Origin of the sequence: Mesorhizobium sp. BR-1-1-10 (genome assembly GCF_020165595.1) — a bacterium.
Taxonomy (GTDB): Bacteria; Pseudomonadota; Alphaproteobacteria; order Rhizobiales; family Rhizobiaceae; genus Mesorhizobium; species Mesorhizobium australicum.
The window spans coordinates 541,915-558,119 of the sequence record NZ_JAIUIL010000001.1 but is presented as its reverse complement, the minus strand read 5'-3'; the positions used below and the strand labels follow the sequence as shown (position 1 = coordinate 558,119).

Below are 16,205 nucleotides of genomic sequence, written 5' to 3'. Positions count from 1 at the left end.
ACTGCTGGCTGTCCAGCAGGTGGAGGGGTGGGGCATCTCACCGGCAGAGCTTCCGATTTGTCTGATGCACAATATACTTAGCATGGGCGGAATCTATTCCACGCCGGTCGCAAGTTTCTGAAGGCAAGATGCTGGCTGTCCGTTTTCTCAGCCGGCTGATCTCTTCCTGTGGCGTAGCGCTACAGACGGAAACTTCGAAGGGAGCCCGATGTCGCGGACTCGTGGGTCAGGGCGAGAACCGCAATCGGCACAGCGGTAGCTATGCGCAGCAAGGGCCGGTCTACCACCTTGGCGTCAACCGGCGCTGAACTGTCGATGTGCTTGCCCCCAAGTTTGGCTTCTCCGGGTTTCGCCGTCACCAATACCCTCTTCGACACACTCTGTCCGACAGGGGCGGAGGAGCTCATATCTCGCCCACGACCGTGCCGTCACCGTTGGCCACCATCGCCGCAATTTCCCGGCAGGCATCCAAGTCGCTTGCTTGATCGAGCGCCTCCAGAGGAGCGCGAACGCGCAACCATACGGCGTCCCCGGTCCGTTGGGCCAGAACCGCCTTCACCGCTGGCACGACGGGCAGCTTCAGCAGCTTGCCAAGCAGGTCGTCGATCAAGGGATCGTCCTCACCGCGCACGAGTTTCGCCAGCAGGGCCGGTGCGAAATTGGCCACCCCGCTGATCGCCCCGCTGGCGCCTTGCCTGACCGCTCTCGCCAGATGGCCTTCATGGCCGACGAGTATGGCGAGGTCGCGATGCTCGGCAAGCAGCGCCGCTGTCTGCTCCCAGTCGCCGCTGGAGTCCTTGACGCCGGCGATGGCCTTGGGAAAGGCGACGCGCAGGCGCGCGACCAGTTTCGGACCGATGCGGACGCCGGTAAGGCCCGGGATGTTGTAGAGGATGACGTCGCGGGCGGCCGCGCCGGAGCGCTCCAGCACCTCGCTGATCCAGCGATAGATGCCTTCCTCCGTTGGCTGCTTGAAATAGAAGGGCGGCGTCAGCAGGATGCCGCCGCAACCAGCTTCAAGCGATCGCCGGACGTGGTCGCCTGCGTCCTGGGACGACGGCCCGTAGACACATTCAATCAGGCTGTCGGCGTGGATGCCCGCCGCGGCCGTTCTCTCGTAGAGGGTCGCACGGACCGTGGCCGAAATCGACACGCCTTCGCCGGTCGTGCCGAAGGCGGTCACCACCCGCATACCTTGTGCCAGCAAGTGTTCAGCGTGTGCGACGAAGCGGGGCCAGTCGATTGCGCCACTTTGCTCAAACGGTGTTGTCAGCGCCGCGCTGAGGCCGATCTTCTTGCGCATGGGATGGTCGTCGGACACAGGTAATATCCTTAATTGGTTGGCGGGATTTCGAGGAGCATTCGGCGCAAGGATGAGAGATCGGCCGGCGCCCGCCCGGTGAAGATACGGAAGGCTTCGATGCCCTGGTGGAAGAACAGCTCGAAACCGCTGAGTACCTTGACGCCCGCCGCTTCCGCTTGTTGCTTGAACATGGTGTCGACCGGCGTGTAGACGGCGTCGAATGCCCAGCGCAGCTCCGGCAGCAATTCCGGCCGCACCGGAGAGCCCGGATGTCCGTGCATGCCGAGCGGCGTGCAATTGACGATGCCTCCCGCGCCGTCCATCGCCGGATCGACGTCGACGCCGGAGGACGTTGCGACAGCGCCCTTCGAGGCGGTCGCGATCGCGGCGGCTAGTGACCGCGCTTTGCCGGCATCTCTGTCGATGATGGTCAGGCCATCAGCCCCGAGGGCCAGTAGTGCGAAGGCCACGGCCTTGCCGACTCCTCCGGCTCCGATCAGGACGACCTTGCCCGGCGCCATGTCGTCGAAGACTGCGCGATAGGCGGCGACGAAACCCGTATGGTCGGTGTTGTAGCCCCGCGCGCCATGCGGGTCGAACACCACTGTGTTGACCGAACCTATGCGCCTGATCAGGTCGTCGTGTATGAGCAGCCTGGAGGCCACGATCTCCTTGTATGGATAGGTGACGTTGATGCCGCGAAGACCGGCGTCGCGGCAGGCGTCGAACACGGCGTCGAAGTCCTTACCCATCTCGCGCGGGATGAAGAGGTCGTAGCTGACGTCCAGGCCACTGAGGCGGCCGGCGAGACGATGCAGGTCCGGCGAACGCGAGTGCTTTATGGTGTCGCCGATCAACCCAAGCCTGACCGGGCCGATCAGGCCGGCACTTCGGTTATCGTGCAGAGCCGTGCTCATCCCTGGTATCCGAACTGCCTTGGCAGCCACAGCACGATTTCCGGAAACAGCATCATCAGCAGCAGCGCAACGACCAGCACGCCGATGAACAGCCAGATCTCGCTGATGACTTCGCGCAGCGGAATGCGGGTCGTCGCATTGATGACGAACAGCACGACCCCATAGGGCGGCGTAATCAGCCCGATCATGGTGTTGACCACCACCACGACGCCGAAATGCACCAAGTCGATCCCGAGCAGTCGGCAGGTCGGGATGAACAGCGGTACAATGACCAGGATGATCGTCGATGCGTCGAGCAGACACCCAAGCAGCAGCAGCAGCACGTTGACCATGAACAGGAAAGCGACCGGGGATATGTGCAGTCCCTGCAGCGAGGCTGCCATCTGGGCTGGAATGTTTTCGCTGGCGACGATGTAATTGAAGATCAGGGCGCCGCCGATGACCAGGCCAACGGCGGCGGACGAGCGCGCGCTTTCTGAAAGGATGGCATAGAGCTTCCGCCAGCTCAGCGCACGATAAAAGACACCGGCCAGTATCAGCGCATAAGCGGCCGCGACGGCTGCCGCTTCGGTCGGCGTCGTCGCGCCGCCATAGATGCCGTAGAGCAGGATGACCGGCATAAGCAGCGCCGGAAATGCATTGAGTGTCACCTTCGGCAAGGCTCGCAGAGGCACGGGTTCCTCGACCGCGAAACCTCGCTTGCGGGCGACCCACGCGTTGAGGCCCATCAGCACCGCGCCCATCAGCAGCCCAGGCAGTATGCCGCCGAGGAACAGGAAACCGATCGAGGCATCCGAGACCAGCGCGTACATCACCATCGGGATCGACGGCGGGATGATCGGCCCAATGGTTGACGCGGCGGCGGTGATAGCGGCGGCGTAGCCGCGCGGATAACGGCCGTCCCTGGTCATCATCTCGATGATGATCTTGCCCAGCCCGGCGGCGTCGGCGACGGCCGAGCCGGACATGCCGGAAAAGATCACGTTGGCGACGACATTGACATGCCCGAGCCCGCCTCGCATACGGCCCACGATCGCCATGCAAAACCGCAGCAGCCGCTCGCTGATCGTGCCAGCGTTCATGATGTTGGCGGCGACGATGAACAGCGGCACGGCCAGGATGATGAAGCCGTCATAGAGCCCCTGGATGATCTGCTCGGCGGCAAGCCCCAGGTCCTGACCCTTGACGGCAAGGTAGACGATCGCCGCGACGATCATGGAATAGGCGACTGGCGTGCCAATTCCAGCGAGGACGAACAGCGCCAGCAGGCAAAGAGAGAAGGCGGCGGTCACAGCGGCGTCGCCTCGTCATGCGGCTCGGGCGCGCCGCCGCGGGCAAGTTGCCATAGGCGCAGCGCATAGCGCATGATCACCGCGACGGCGAACAGCCCATAGACGCTGAACACGACGTCGAGCCGGATGCGCAGCGTGGCACTTTTCTTGATCTTGTAAAAGGCGATGTAGTCGTATGTCGCCGGCAGCGCCGCCAAGAAACCAGCGACAATCGCCGCCGCCGAGATCAGCGCGAAAACGCGCTGGGTCCGGCGGCTGGCAATCAAGTAGAACAGGTCGAACGTGACGTGGTCGCGCTCGGTGAGCACGAATGCCGAACTCCAGAACACCAACCACAGCCAGGTGGTCAGGCACACTTCCAGTGTCCATCCGAGCGGGTCGTTGATCACGTAGCGCGTGAATATCTGCAGGATGAAGGCGATGAACATGGCGGCGAGAAGCGCCACCGCCACGTTATCGGCCCGCGCCTGCAGCCAGCGGATGGTTGCGGACATCGGTCTTTCCCGGCTTAGAGGGCGTTGATCTTGTCGACCATGCCTTCCGGCCAGTCTTTGGCGAAGTCGGAGTCCAGATAGGCCTTCTGCACATGTTTGCGGAAGGCGTCGACGTCGGGCGCGTAGACCTTCAAACCCTTGTCCTTGAAGAACTGCTCGAGTTCGGATTCCAGCGTCAGCTGCTTCTGCCGCCCGGACTCGGCGGCGTCGTCCGCCGCCTTCTGCACCGCCGCCTGCTGATCCGGTGCAAGCCCGTCCCAGACCTTCTTGGAAAAGGCGAGATAGTTCAGGTCCACGAGGTGGCTGGTCAGGCAAATCTGCTTGGTGACCTCGTAGAATTTGGAGTCCTTGTCGGACGGCAGCGGATTGTCCTGCCCGTCGATCGCGCCGGTCTGCAGGGCTGTGTAGATTTCGGTAAACGCCACTGGCACCGGATTGGCGCCCAGCGCCTTGCCAAGAAACTGCCAGGCATCGGTTCCGGGCATTCTGAGCTTGACGCCGGCCAGATCGTCCGGCGTCTTGATTTCCTTTTCGATGCGAAGGTTCAATTGGCGGCGGCCGAGATACATCACCGTCAACAGCTTGACACCGAGTTCATCCTCCACCTTTTTCTTCATCGGATCCATGAAGTCAGCCGCGAAAACCTTCTTTTGGTGCTCGGCGTCGCGATGCAGATAGCCGGCGGTGAAGATCCCCCATTCGGGATAGAGCGAGGCGAGTTCCTGCGCCGACGTGATCGACATTTCCAGATTGCCACGGGCAATTGCTTCCAGTTCGGTGCCTTGCTTGAACAGTTCGGCGTTCCAGTGCGGCTCAAACGTGGCGAAGGCGCGCACCGCTGGGGCGAACACGCTGGTCAGCGCCACCGCACGCTGGTCGCCCGGTGTCGCCGGTGACGACAGCCTCAGTGTGATCTTGTCCTGCGCCAGGGCGCGGTTGACGCGTGAGGCGTACATGGCACCGGCTACTGCGAAAGCGGTTGTGCGGAGAAACCTGCGGCGATGGATCGTGATAGTGGTCATGCTTTTCCTCCCTGAATTGCATGTCGGGCGACGTCACTCCCAATTCGTCACGCGTCGAGCATCGCACGACAGCCTTCCTCGTTCAACCACGTAGCGAAGAACGTCAGGTATTCGTAGTTTTGTATGATGATCCACGATGTACCGCCTCTATATGGGGTGGCAGTCGCTCGGATCCGACCGCTGGCCCGGAAGGCCTCAGAGTGTATGTATGGTATTTCAGGAAACTTATGATATTTCTGCCAAATGCTAGCGAACGCTTCCGACGCCACGATATCGGATACCGCCTATCGGCAGATACGGGCCGACATAATTTTTGGCCGACTGGTTCCCGGCGAGAAGCTCAAGCTCGAAAGGCTGAAGGGCCTCTACGGAGCCAGCGTCTCAACCCTGCGGGAAATACTCAATCGTTTGGCCTCCGATGGGCTCGTGGTGGCAGAAGGGCAGCGGGGCTTCGAAGTCGCGCCGGTCTCACCAGAGGATCTGAAGGAAATCGCGGCGCTGCGGCAACTGCTTGAATGCCACGCGATGGAATTGTCCTTCGGCGCCGGGGATGTGGAATGGGAGGGTAAGGTGGTTTCGGCCCACCACAAACTGCACCAAATGGAAATCAGGATGATCGGCGGAGACCGGTCGGTAACCCAGGACTGGAAACGCTACGACTGGGAGTTCCACCAGTCGCTGATTTCTGCATGCGGGTCTCGTGCGCTCATGGAAACGCATGCTGCGGTTTTTGACAAATATTTGCGGTATCAGATGATTTCGCTGACCTTTCGTGGGCAAATCGCGGCCGACGAACACAGACAGTTGCTGGAGGCAGCGTTGGCCCGCGACGTGGCCACGGCGCAGATGGTGCTGCGCCGGCATGTCGAGGCGGGCGTCAAGCATGGTTTGACCGCCTGAGCTGGATGCCTGTGCGGCAGCCACACCGCAGCTCATCCCGTCGATCGTCCCCAGAGATCGGCGCATCCACAATCGCGGTCTCATCTACGCGCCAACTTCCGGTGCGACCGTGTGCAGCCCCGACACAGATTGCCGCGCGCCTGTTCGCACGGCATCGCCACGAGCAAATCTCCAGCCGAACAACGATGCTCCGCAATCTGATTTGTGGGTCAGAGGCACGCCGAGTGGTGCCTACCCGCGGAACTCTTTCAACGGGATAACGAGGTGGCGGCACAGGACGATCGAGCACGCCTGAAGTCTTTGAAAAATGCGGCGCACCAAACGCAGCAAGTGCGATCCTTGTGAATGCTCCCTCAGGCTAAGACTGCTTGGAATCTCGCCCTCCTCCCGCAGCTCACGAGCACATCCCGATTTCCCGGCGAAGGTTAAAGTTGGTGCGACCAGTCGGATGCGTCCGCCTGAACGAAAAGGTAAATGCCGATGGCCAGCAACATCGCCAGCATTATCCAGATGATCAGTTTCGAGATGTTCACAGGTGGCAGATAATCGCAATGGCGCCCCGGCAGCAATTCACATTTCGAGGCTTGGAGCGTTTGAGGGATAAGATTGCACGATTGCGTTATCGCTCTTGATCGGCCTCTTTTTTTAGCGTTCCCTGATGCGTTGTGACGAGATCGATTTTCGAAACGATATTCGCTGTCGCTGCTGGGGTCGCCCTGTCGACTGCACTCGGCTATCTCGCCTATGCTTGGCCGGGCGATGCCGTGCCCATGCTGGAATGGCTTGCCAGTCCGTTTACATTCAGCACCCTTCTGTGGGCGGCGCTCGGGGCGACGTTTGGACTCAGCGCCTTGCAATTCCGGCGAGGCCGGACATGTGTAAGCCGCAAAATGCGGCGCGACGAGCGCGAAACACCATAGCTGACAAGCGCCTGCTAGAGATGCGGAGAGCCCTGTGAAAAGCACGCGCCTATCGCGCCGCGAAGCATGGTCACCGATTGCCCTCAAACCTCTGCGCCTGTGTAGCTGAGGGTGCGCGAAGGGCTAGGGGCGGAAGCAGCCAGACTGGCATTGATCGAAGCGGCCGGGAAGCGCATCTGTTGCCGAGCAACTGACCGAGAAGCTTTTCCCCCGGTTCTGCCTATCCTGCGGACTGATCGCTTCGTGCGAAATGCTTCGATGAAGAAGACGCGTCCAGCTCAGCAGACGAAACCCACGCCCATGGAGATGCCGGCGAGGCGGCGTGTCCAGTCATTCCGCGCCACAAAGGCTCGGACAAGGCATGCTGCCGCGAACCCTGGCAGCTCCTTTGCCCTCACGACGACACCGCAAAAAGGAGTGCCCGGCTGGAGGAACAAAACTCTGCCCCTTCAGTTCGGCCCGAGGTGCTGCGCCCCGGTGTCGCACGTGAGCCCGACGTGAGTGCCCTCTGGGGTGAACCGTCGGATCGGCCACCCCCAAAACGGAGACAATCATGTTTCACCACGTCAAGGAACTTCAGTTCAACGCGCGTGTATCTGAACCCGACCCAAAATTCGCTGCCCTGCTGCTTGAACAATTCGGTGGCGCCAATGGCGAGCTGGCCGCCGCGATGCGGTATTTTACCCAGGCCTTCTCAACCCGCAAACCTTACCCCGACAAGTACGATATGTTGATGGACATTGCGACGGAGGAATTCAGCCATCTCGAGATCGTCGGAGCAACCATCACGATGCTTCTGGACGGGGTCAACGGTGAACTGAAGAATGCGGCCGAGGCGAGCCCCCTGAACAAACTGACGAAAGGTAAGGCCGGCAAGGAGGATGTGCTCCATGAGGCGTTGACCAACCCACAATTTCTGGTTCAATCAGCTGGCGGACCGACCTTGACGAATAGCCAAGGTGTGCCGTTTTCCGGCAGCTACATAGACGCCAACGGCGATTTGACCGTGGACCTGCGCTCGGACATGGCCGCCGAGGCGCGAGCGAAGATCACCTACGAATACCTGATGAAATTCACGGACGATCCTCTTGTCCACGACAGCCTGCGATTCCTGATGACTCGCGAGATCGCCCACTTCCAGATGTTCGGGGCAGCGTTGGAGACCATTCAACCCAACTTCCCAATGGGCATCCTGCAGGGAGACCCGCGGCATACCCACACCTACTTCAATCTCTCGAACGGAGCCGAGGTGCGGGGTCCCTGGAACGAGGGACAGGGTCCGTGGAGCGCCGGCGAGAGCTGGGACTATGTGAAGGAGCCTCACAAGCACGTCATCGACACCCAGGGAGAGATCAACCACGAACCAAAGAGCGTCAACATCACTCAAAAGCAGGTGGAGGCCAAGAACAAGGAGCTCTCCCACAAACGCAGCGCCGAGGTCAAAGCAAAAACAACCTCTGCTCCCACCCAGTGGTCCTCCTATCCGCAGGACTCGATCGACAGCCCGGTGAAAGCGCAAACCACGGGAATCTGACGACGTGGGTGAGAGCGAGAACCAAGCCTCGCCCGAACCCCGGCCCAATAACACGCCGGTTCTCGAGATCTCGTATTTCACGGATCCGCTATGCTGTTGGAGCTGGGGGTTCGAGCCTCAACTGAGACGCTTACGTTACGGCTTCGCCGGTCGAATTGCGTTGCGGTTGCGTTTGGGCGGCATGATCGGTGGCTGGGACAGGTTCAGTGATCCACTCAACGACGTTCACCGTCCGGCGCAAATGGGTCCGATCTGGGTCCAGGCGGCTCGCATTACAGGCATGCCATTCGAACCGACGATATGGGCTCGCGATCCGCCAGCCTCTTCGTGGCCTTCCTGTCTCGCGGTCAAGGCGGCGGGTCTCCAGTCGGCCGCCGCCGCCGACCTCTATCTGCGCCGCATCCGCGAAGCCGTGATGGTTGAAGGCCGGAACATCGCGAAAGAAGAAGTGCTGGCCGACATCGCAAATGATCTTGCCAAAGCACGTCCTGATCTGCTCGACCCCAAGCGGCTCGAGTTGGACTTCGCCGGAGCCGAGGCGCGAGCCGCGCTGGAGGAGGATGTGCGCGAAGCCAGATTCCGAGGCGTCGGCAGATTTCCCTGCCTCAGCCTCAGTCGGCCGGGAGCGGATCGCGCCTGGATAGTCGGCTGGCTGCCTTGGGACGAATTGCTCGCCAGATTGCTCACCTATGCCCCCGACCTCGGGGCGGCGCGGGAGCCCCCCAGTGCTGAAGCGTATGCACTTTACTGGGGTGGGATGATGACGCCCCGGGAAGCTGAGGGCACAGCAGGCAATCCAGACGGCACGATGGCCAACAAAGCTGCGTTTCCCTAGGCACGCGCGGCGCGTTCCGCCGCTCACGTGATGGTGAAGCCGCGGTTGGAACAGACCGGCCAAGCTCGGGTTAGCAAAGTGCTCCGTCCCGCAAGACGCCCCCTTTGGGGTCGCTTAAAGAAACGTCGCAGGAACGATCATGAAAACCCAGCAATCGCCGAACATCAATCATCGTGGCCCGCTCGTCGTCATCACAGCGGCGGTGCTGGCGAGCGCAATCGCCGTCTACTACTTCGCCACCCCACTGACTGGGGTAAATGGAACCCCCGGAGCCATGCTTGTGCTCGTTGCCAGCCTGGCACTTGCGCTGGATGGCCTCGTATTGCGCTTCAGAGGAGGTGGTGTCGTCTTCACCCTGGCCTGGATCTTGGGCCTTCTAGGAGCACTCGGCACATTCACCGCCGCCGTATTTCTCCATGCCTGGTGGCTCGTGGCTGCCGTGGCCGTTGTGTTGGCCGGGCTGTTGATCACGCTGGTTTTCCGTCAGACCAAGATTCAGGATCCGTCCCAATGAAAACTGGTAGCTTCCGTTCGACCCTGGCCTTTGCCATCTTCATGTTGATGGGGGTCGGCATACATTCAGTCTCTGCCCAGAATGACAATAATTCACCCGCGTCACAACCGGGCGGCATACCGGATGCCGTTAAACAGCCGAACGACACCAGCGGAGGCACCAGCCCTTCGGCCGGGGGCGCGGGTTCGCCGATGGAGGCGACAACAGCCCCACTCCCTGCACCTAAGCCAATCCCTCTGGTCCCGCCGCAGCCGACCTGGAACAGCTTTCATGGCCAGCTTAATGGTCAGAAGTTCTCGCCGCTAACCCAGATTACCACGGCAAACGTCGGCTCGCTGCGCAAAGTATGGGAGTTGCACACCGGTGATATGTCGGACGGCTCAGGGGCATTGCCACCCTCCGTCTGGTCCGCAACCCCCATTTTCGCCAACGACACGCTTTATATCGGGACACCCTTCTATGGGGTGCTGGCACTCGATCCGGGCACAGGGGCGATCAAGTGGAAGTTCGAGTCCAAATCCACTTTGAAAGCATTGACACAGCCGGCCTTGAAGAACCGTGGCGTTGCTTACTGGCAGAGCAAGAATCCGATAGCCGGCGAAGGCTGTCAGAAGATCGTCTATCTCGGCACCATGGACGCGCACCTCTTTGCGCTCGATGCCGATACCGGACAGCTCTGCAAGAAATTTGGCTCGGGTGGCGTGTTGGATGTGAACCAATGGAACGACGTCAACGCCAAGTACCCGCTTTCGCTGTTGCAGCCCCCCACCGTGGCGGGCAACCACGTCATCATCGGCTGGGCTGGTAAGGATTGGGCCTATGCCGAGGCTCCTCCTGGGACGGTGTTCTCGTTGGATCCTCAGACGGGCGTGCGACAGTGGTCGTTTTCGGCGCTGCCGGCGCAGATCGCAAAACGGACCGGGACCGCAAATGTCTGGACGGCGATGTCCGTGGACGAAGGGCTCGGGCTCGTCTACCTGCCGGTCTCCAGCCCGTCGCCGAACTACTGGGGCGGCAACCGTGCTGACCCCATACCACTTGCGACATCGACCACCGCGCTGGATCTAGAAACCGGCAAGGTCGTCTGGTCGCGACAGTGGGTCCATCACGACATCTGGGACTACGACATCAATTCGGCGCCCACGCTTATGGACATCACTGTGGCAGGCAAGCAAATTCCTGCCCTGATGCAGGCAACGAAAATGGGCTTTCTGTTCGTCGTCGATCGGCGCACCGGAAAGGACGTCTGGCCGATCGACGAACGCCCGGTACCTGGCGGCGACGGCACCATTCAAGGGGAAGTCTACGCTCCCACGCAGCCGTTCCCGACCAAACCCGCACCGCTCCTGGACCAGTCCAGAAAGCCGGCAATCTGGCGTATAGCTGATATCGTCGGCATGGGCGAGTGCTCCCGGTTATGGGACACCCTGTCCTATCGTGGCATGTACAGCCCCCCGACACACAAAGGCCAAGGCGTGCTGGCTTACCCGGATTCGGCGGGCGGCGTGCAGTGGGGCGGGGTGGGGTTCGATCCAGGCACCCAAACGGCAGTGGTCAACTTCTCGCATGTCGTCCAATCCATCAAGCTCTATCCCCGCGATGAATACCAACGGCTCGCCGGCGATTCCGGCAATGAGCAGGGCTACTATCCGCAGGAGGGTGCACCCTATGGCATGTCGCTGCACAACGCTCTCAACTGGCTTGGCATGCCCTGCTGGGCACCCCCCTTCGGAGAAATCGCCGCCATCGACATGACCACCGGCGACATCAAATGGCGCCGGCCGATGGGAGCATCGCAGAAGTGGGGCTTCTATATGCCTGAATCACTCGGGTCGGTGACGATTGGTGGCCCCGCCGTGACGGCGGGTGGTTTGATATTTATCGGGGGTTCGATGGACGCCAAGGTGCGCGCCTATTCTCTCGCCAACGGACAGGAACTTTGGTCCGACATCGTCCAGGCGCCCGCGGTGGCCAATCCTGCGGTGTACGAGTACCGCGGCCGCGAATACGTGGTGTTCGTCGCCGGTGGAAATACCATTCTGAAAGACCAGGTCGGCGATCAGGTTGCCGCTTATGCCCTTCCCGGGCCGTAACGGCCAAACGCCACCACCGGTAAAGCTTTGGTCGCAGATCCGGGTCGCTGCCGCTGTGACTGTCTGGCTCAGGATGCCACCATCGGCCACATCTAGGAAGCTGTGAAGGCTACTTCGAATGAGAGTTGGGAATTGCCAAAGCGCAAAGGCTTCGTCGTGCATGCAAGGCAAGGGCGAAGTCCAAAGAGGCACCTGGCAAAGGGTGGATCGCGCCGCACCGCTCATCGCACGAGCCGTGGCCACTCTGTCGGCCGCCTCCGCGGTTCTGACCGGGTGTTCGGGAGGCGTATTCGATCCGCAGGGACCAATCGCGGCCGGCAACACGAAGATCCTGCTCAATTCGCTGGCCGTAATGCTGGTCATCGTGATCCCTACATTGATCGCGCTGCTCCTTTTCGCTTGGAAATTCCGAGCCACAAACAGTCAGAGCCGCTACGACCCCGAGTTTGTTTATTCCGGTCGCATAGAGCTGATCGTCTGGGGGATTCCAACTTTGACAATCCTCTTCCTTGGTGGACTCATCTACTACGGATCACATCACCTGGATCCCCGCACGCCGATAGCTTCAGATAAGCCACAGCTGAATGTCCAAGTCGTGGCGCTCGACTGGAAATGGCTCTTCATCTATCCCGACCAGCAAGTCGCCACTGTCAACAAGCTTGTCATCCCGGCTGGCGTGCCGATACATTTCACATTGACTTCCGCCAGTGTCATGAATGCTTTCTTCGTGCCGCAGCTCGGCAGCATGATCTACGCCATGAACGGTATGCAGACAGACCTGCACCTGCAGGCTGACCACGTGGGTACCTACTACGGGCAATCGGCGCATTTTAGTGGCGACGGCTTTTCGAATATGCACTTCCAGGTGCACGCGATCCCGGCACAAGAATTCGACGCCTTCATATCCGGTTTGAAAGCCGAAACCGGCGTCTTGAACGCCGACGTCTACCTCAAGCTCGCGCAACAGGGCAGCGATGTTTCGGCGACCACGTTTGGTCATGCACAACCGGGTTTGTTTGATGCAATCGTGCATCAGGCGCTGCCTCCCGGCCCCGGTCCAGCCGACAACAAGGCCGGCAGCAAACCGGGCATCAGGCCCGAGTCGTCGCCGTCGCCCACCGCTTCGGCGAACCCGGCGACGAAGCAACGAGAGGAGGCGCATAATGCTCGGTAAGCTCGACTGGTCCGCCATCCCCTTTGACCAGCCAATCCCACTTGGAGCGGCCTTGATCGTGTTTCTTGCCGGCCTCGGTGTGCTGGGCTGGATTACGGTAAAGGGGCATTGGCCTTATCTATGGCACGAGTGGATAACGTCCGTCGATCACAAGCGCATTGGCGTTATGTACATTGTGCTTGCCGTACTGATGCTGCTGCGCGGCTTCGTCGACGCAATCATGATGCGCACCCAGCAGCTGTTTGCGATCCACGGACCGGGTTACCTGCCGCCCGAGCACTTCAATCAGATATTCTCGGCCCACGGGACGATCATGATCTTCTTCGCCTCGATGCCGTTCATGATCGGCCTGATGAACTTCGTTGTGCCGCTGCAATTGGGAATACGTGATGTGGCGTTCCCCACGCTCAACTCGGTCAGTTTCTGGCTGACGGCGACCGGCGCCCTGCTGGTCAATATCTCGCTGGTTGTCGGGGAATTCGCGCGGACCGGCTGGCTGCCCTATGCGCCGCTTTCCGAACTCGCATATTCGCCCGGCGTGGGTGTGGATTATTATTTGTGGGCGATCCAGATCTCCGGGGTCGGAACGCTCTTTACCGGCGTGAACTTGGTAACCACCATTTTGAAGATGCGCGCCCCTGGAATGGGGTATCTGCGCATGCCCATGTTCTGCTGGACATCGTTGGCCTCTAATCTCCTGATCGTGGCTGCCTTCCCGATCCTTACGGCGACGCTGGCGATGCTGACGCTGGACCGCTACCTCGGCTTTCACTTCTTCACCAACGAAGCCGGCGGGAACCAGATGATGTTCGTTAACCTCATCTGGGCCTGGGGCCATCCAGAAGTGTACATCCTGGTGCTTCCCGCCTTTGGCGTGTTCTCCGAGATCTTCTCCACGTTCTCGTCCAAGCCGCTGTTCGGCTATCGCTCCATGGTGGCGGCGACGATGTTCATCTGTCTCGTGTCGTTCATGGTCTGGCTGCACCACTTCTTCACCATGGGCGCAGGCGCGAACGTAAATACGGCCTTCGGCATAGCCACCTCGGTAATTGCTGTTGGAACAGGGGTGAAGATCTACAATTGGCTCTTCACCATGTATGGCGGGAGAATTCGCTTCGACACTCCAATGCTATGGGCGCTTGGCTTTGTCACCACATTCACCATCGGGGGAATGACCGGCGTCCTGCTTGCAGTGCCGCCAGCCGACTACGTTCTGCACAATTCGCTCTTCCTGGTGGCGCATTTCCACAACGTCATCATCTCAGGCGTTCTCTTCGGCGCTTTCGCCGGCTTTACCTTCTGGTTCCCAAAGGCGTTCGGCTTTCGACTGCACGAGGGCTGGGGCAAGGCGGCCTTCTGGTTAACGCTACTGGGCTTCATCCTCGTCTTCGCACCTCTTTATGTGGTTGGCCTGGAAGGCATGACGCGCCGGCTCCAGCACATTGAAGTGGATGCTTGGGCGCCTTGGATCGTCATCGCGGCAAGCGGTATCGCGGTAATGCTTTTAGGTGCGGGCTGCCAGATCGCGCAGCTCTTCCTGTCAATCAGGGACCGTGAGCAGCTTCGCGACGAGACTGGCGACCCTTGGGACGGGCGCTCGCTCGAGTGGTCGACACCGTCGCCACCCCCTCCGTTCAATTTTGCGCACCAGCCGCATGTCGAAAACGAGGAGCCCTATTGGAGCATGAAACAACGCGTGATCGAAGGCCAAGACCCAAAGACGGTCAGGCAGTACGAGCCGATCGACATGCCAAAGAACAGCCCAACGGGTGTCGTGACTGCATTCTTCGCAACGGTTATCGGATTTGCACTCATCTGGCACATCTGGTGGCTGTCAATTCTCGGGTTCCTCGGCGCCTACGCCACATTTGTCGTGTTCGCCTGGCGAGACCAGGCCGAAACCGTGATCCCTGCCAAAGAGGTCGAACGGATCGACCGCGACCGCACCGCCGCGCAAATCGCGTGGCTCCGGCGCAGGGAGCAAGTGACATGAGTGACCACTTCGATACGATGCCCAGTGACATCACCGCTGGAAGTACCAGACGCGACCCCTACATGGTGGGCCGTTCGAGCGGGCAGGGAGAAGGGCGGTCACGACACCAGGGTGCCACCGGACACGGCGAGGGCGGTCCCGCCTCGAAGTTTGTAACCGTCACCTACGGATTTTGGATTTTTCTCCTGTCTGACATAATCATGTTCTCGGCCTTTTTCGCGTCGTACGCGGTGCTCGCGAATGCGACCGATAACGGGCCGACAGGCAAGCAACTGTTCGACCTCACACGCGTTGCCATTCAGACCGGGCTCTTGTTGACCTCGACCTTTACCGCGGGCCTCGCCTCCCTTGCGGTCGAAAGACGTTCAATGGCTGGCGCACAGTCGTGGCTGGTCGTCACTGGGGTCCTTGGAGCATTGTTCCTGCTTCTCGAGGGACAGGAATTCATCACGATGATCGGGGACAATGCCGGTCCCGGCCGAAGCGCGTTCCTGTCGGCCTTCTTCGCTTTGGTCGGGTGCCATGGCGTCCATGTGGGGCTTGGCATCCTGTGGCTCGGAACCATGATGGCCCAGCTCGGGGTGAAGGGCTTTCGCGCCGACATCTTGCGCAGGCTTCACTGCTTTGGCCTCTTTTGGCATGCCCTGGACATCATCTGGGTCGCGATTTTCAGCCTCGTTTACCTGCTGGGAGCATCGCAGTGACAGATAAGACCGCCCCATCCGACGCGCCCATCGACACCCGCGATGCCGCCCCTGGCGAGGAGACGATCACGCGCAATGAGCCTGCGGCTGGACTGCGGGGATATCTGCTCGGCTACGGCCTCGCGCTCCTGTTGACGGTGGGGTCGTTCATCGCCTCGCAGACGGAGTTGATCTATCAGCCGGCCGTCATTTCTGCGCTCGTCGTGCTGGCCCTTGCACAGATCGGCGTGCATCTGGTTTTCTTTCTGCATCTGACGACCGGACCAGACAACACAAACAACATTTTGGCCCTCGCTTTTGGAGTGTTGATCGTTGTCCTGATTGTGCTCGGCTCCGTCTGGATCATGCGACACCTCGACCAGAACATGGCGCCCATGAACCCGCAACCGCTTGCGTCGCTGACGCTCCGGGCTGCCGAACGACTTCGGCTACTCTCGGCTTTGCCCGGCGCGGTGGGCTGATCGAAGCTGTTCCCGTCAGTCTCGTGAGCCGGCGCATCAAATTGGCGGC

Annotated in this window: 14 protein-coding genes; 9 read left to right on the top strand and 5 right to left on the bottom strand. The window is 60.6% G+C overall.

Going from position 1 to position 16,205, the window contains the following annotated elements:
• Positions 1 to 403: 403 nt before the first annotated feature.
• The 5 genes from LB555_RS02520 to LB555_RS02500 are packed head-to-tail and all read right to left on the bottom strand — an operon-like array spanning position 404 to position 5,028.
• Positions 404 to 1,303 carry a dihydrodipicolinate synthase family protein gene (locus tag LB555_RS02520; protein WP_224682217.1) on the bottom strand — a complete coding sequence of 300 codons (900 nt, stop codon included), beginning with the start codon at positions 1,301 to 1,303 and terminating at the stop codon, positions 404 to 406.
• 29 nt (positions 1,304 to 1,332) lie between these two features.
• Positions 1,333 to 2,220 carry a shikimate dehydrogenase family protein gene (locus tag LB555_RS02515; protein WP_140877094.1) on the bottom strand — a complete coding sequence of 296 codons (888 nt, stop codon included), beginning with the start codon at positions 2,218 to 2,220 and terminating at the stop codon, positions 1,333 to 1,335.
• On the bottom strand, positions 2,217 to 3,512 hold the full coding sequence (locus LB555_RS02510) for a TRAP transporter large permease (protein WP_140877096.1): 1,296 nt from the start codon (positions 3,510 to 3,512) through the stop codon (positions 2,217 to 2,219). Before LB555_RS02510 ends, LB555_RS02515 begins: the two co-directional genes overlap by 4 nt.
• Positions 3,509 to 4,006, bottom strand: coding sequence for a TRAP transporter small permease (locus LB555_RS02505; RefSeq protein ID WP_140877098.1), 498 nt, complete (start codon positions 4,004 to 4,006; stop codon positions 3,509 to 3,511). The genes LB555_RS02510 and LB555_RS02505 overlap by 4 nt, the downstream gene beginning before the upstream one ends.
• Positions 4,007 to 4,020: 14 nt before the next feature.
• Positions 4,021 to 5,028: a sialic acid TRAP transporter substrate-binding protein SiaP gene (locus tag LB555_RS02500; RefSeq protein ID WP_318012978.1), complete on the bottom strand. Its 1,008-nt coding sequence runs from the start codon at positions 5,026 to 5,028 to the stop codon at positions 4,021 to 4,023.
• A 243-nt stretch (positions 5,029 to 5,271) separates the two neighbouring features.
• On the opposite strand from LB555_RS02500, the gene LB555_RS02495 reads away from it, so the two are divergent.
• From LB555_RS02495 to cyoD, 9 genes are all read left to right on the top strand, one after another.
• A complete protein-coding gene (locus tag LB555_RS02495) occupies positions 5,272 to 5,928 on the top strand; it encodes a GntR family transcriptional regulator (protein WP_140877102.1) in 657 nt (218 codons plus the stop codon).
• Between the two features lie 1,473 nt (positions 5,929 to 7,401).
• On the top strand, positions 7,402 to 8,382 hold the full coding sequence (locus tag LB555_RS02490) for a manganese catalase family protein (protein WP_140877104.1): 981 nt from the start codon (positions 7,402 to 7,404) through the stop codon (positions 8,380 to 8,382).
• A gap of 4 nt (positions 8,383 to 8,386) precedes the next feature.
• Positions 8,387 to 9,217 (top strand): DsbA family protein, encoded by an 831-nt coding sequence (locus LB555_RS02485; protein WP_140877106.1) that lies wholly within the window; start codon positions 8,387 to 8,389, stop codon positions 9,215 to 9,217.
• A gap of 139 nt (positions 9,218 to 9,356) precedes the next feature.
• Complete coding sequence (locus tag LB555_RS02480) at positions 9,357 to 9,731, top strand: hypothetical protein (RefSeq protein WP_140877108.1); 375 nt, start codon at positions 9,357 to 9,359, stop codon at positions 9,729 to 9,731.
• Positions 9,728 to 11,824, top strand: a complete 2,097-nt coding sequence (locus LB555_RS02475; protein WP_140877110.1) for a pyrroloquinoline quinone-dependent dehydrogenase — start codon at positions 9,728 to 9,730, stop codon at positions 11,822 to 11,824. The genes LB555_RS02480 and LB555_RS02475 overlap by 4 nt, the downstream gene beginning before the upstream one ends.
• A gap of 160 nt (positions 11,825 to 11,984) precedes the next feature.
• The gene (cyoA, locus tag LB555_RS02470) at positions 11,985 to 12,998 is read left to right on the top strand and encodes a ubiquinol oxidase subunit II (protein WP_224682216.1); all 1,014 of its coding nucleotides are present in this window, start codon (positions 11,985 to 11,987) and stop codon (positions 12,996 to 12,998) included.
• Positions 12,988 to 14,991, top strand: coding sequence for a cytochrome o ubiquinol oxidase subunit I (gene cyoB / locus LB555_RS02465; RefSeq protein ID WP_140877114.1), 2,004 nt, complete (start codon positions 12,988 to 12,990; stop codon positions 14,989 to 14,991). Before cyoA ends, cyoB begins: the two co-directional genes overlap by 11 nt.
• Positions 14,988 to 15,695: a cytochrome (ubi)quinol oxidase subunit III gene (locus LB555_RS02460; protein WP_140877116.1), complete on the top strand. Its 708-nt coding sequence runs from the start codon at positions 14,988 to 14,990 to the stop codon at positions 15,693 to 15,695. Before cyoB ends, LB555_RS02460 begins: the two co-directional genes overlap by 4 nt.
• Positions 15,692 to 16,156 carry a cytochrome o ubiquinol oxidase subunit IV gene (gene cyoD / locus LB555_RS02455; protein WP_140877118.1) on the top strand — a complete coding sequence of 155 codons (465 nt, stop codon included), beginning with the start codon at positions 15,692 to 15,694 and terminating at the stop codon, positions 16,154 to 16,156. Before LB555_RS02460 ends, cyoD begins: the two co-directional genes overlap by 4 nt.
• Positions 16,157 to 16,205 lie beyond the last annotated feature (49 nt).

Excerpts from the sequence above, each read along its gene's own strand:
- LB555_RS02520 (WP_224682217.1), bottom strand. The coding sequence starts at position 1,303 with ATGCGCAAGAAGATCGGCCTCAGCGCGGCGCTGACAACACCGTTTGAG.
- LB555_RS02515 (WP_140877094.1), bottom strand. The coding sequence starts at position 2,220 with ATGAGCACGGCTCTGCACGATAACCGAAGTGCCGGCCTGATCGGCCCG.
- LB555_RS02505 (WP_140877098.1), bottom strand. The coding sequence starts at position 4,006 with ATGTCCGCAACCATCCGCTGGCTGCAGGCGCGGGCCGATAACGTGGCG.
- LB555_RS02500 (WP_318012978.1), bottom strand. The coding sequence starts at position 5,028 with ATGACCACTATCACGATCCATCGCCGCAGGTTTCTCCGCACAACCGCT.
- LB555_RS02495 (WP_140877102.1), top strand. The coding sequence starts at position 5,272 with ATGCTAGCGAACGCTTCCGACGCCACGATATCGGATACCGCCTATCGG.
- LB555_RS02490 (WP_140877104.1), top strand. The coding sequence starts at position 7,402 with ATGTTTCACCACGTCAAGGAACTTCAGTTCAACGCGCGTGTATCTGAA.
- LB555_RS02480 (WP_140877108.1), top strand. The coding sequence starts at position 9,357 with ATGAAAACCCAGCAATCGCCGAACATCAATCATCGTGGCCCGCTCGTC.
- LB555_RS02475 (WP_140877110.1), top strand. The coding sequence starts at position 9,728 with ATGAAAACTGGTAGCTTCCGTTCGACCCTGGCCTTTGCCATCTTCATG.
- cyoA (WP_224682216.1), top strand. The coding sequence starts at position 11,985 with ATGCAAGGCAAGGGCGAAGTCCAAAGAGGCACCTGGCAAAGGGTGGAT.
- cyoB (WP_140877114.1), top strand. The coding sequence starts at position 12,988 with ATGCTCGGTAAGCTCGACTGGTCCGCCATCCCCTTTGACCAGCCAATC.
- LB555_RS02460 (WP_140877116.1), top strand. The coding sequence starts at position 14,988 with ATGAGTGACCACTTCGATACGATGCCCAGTGACATCACCGCTGGAAGT.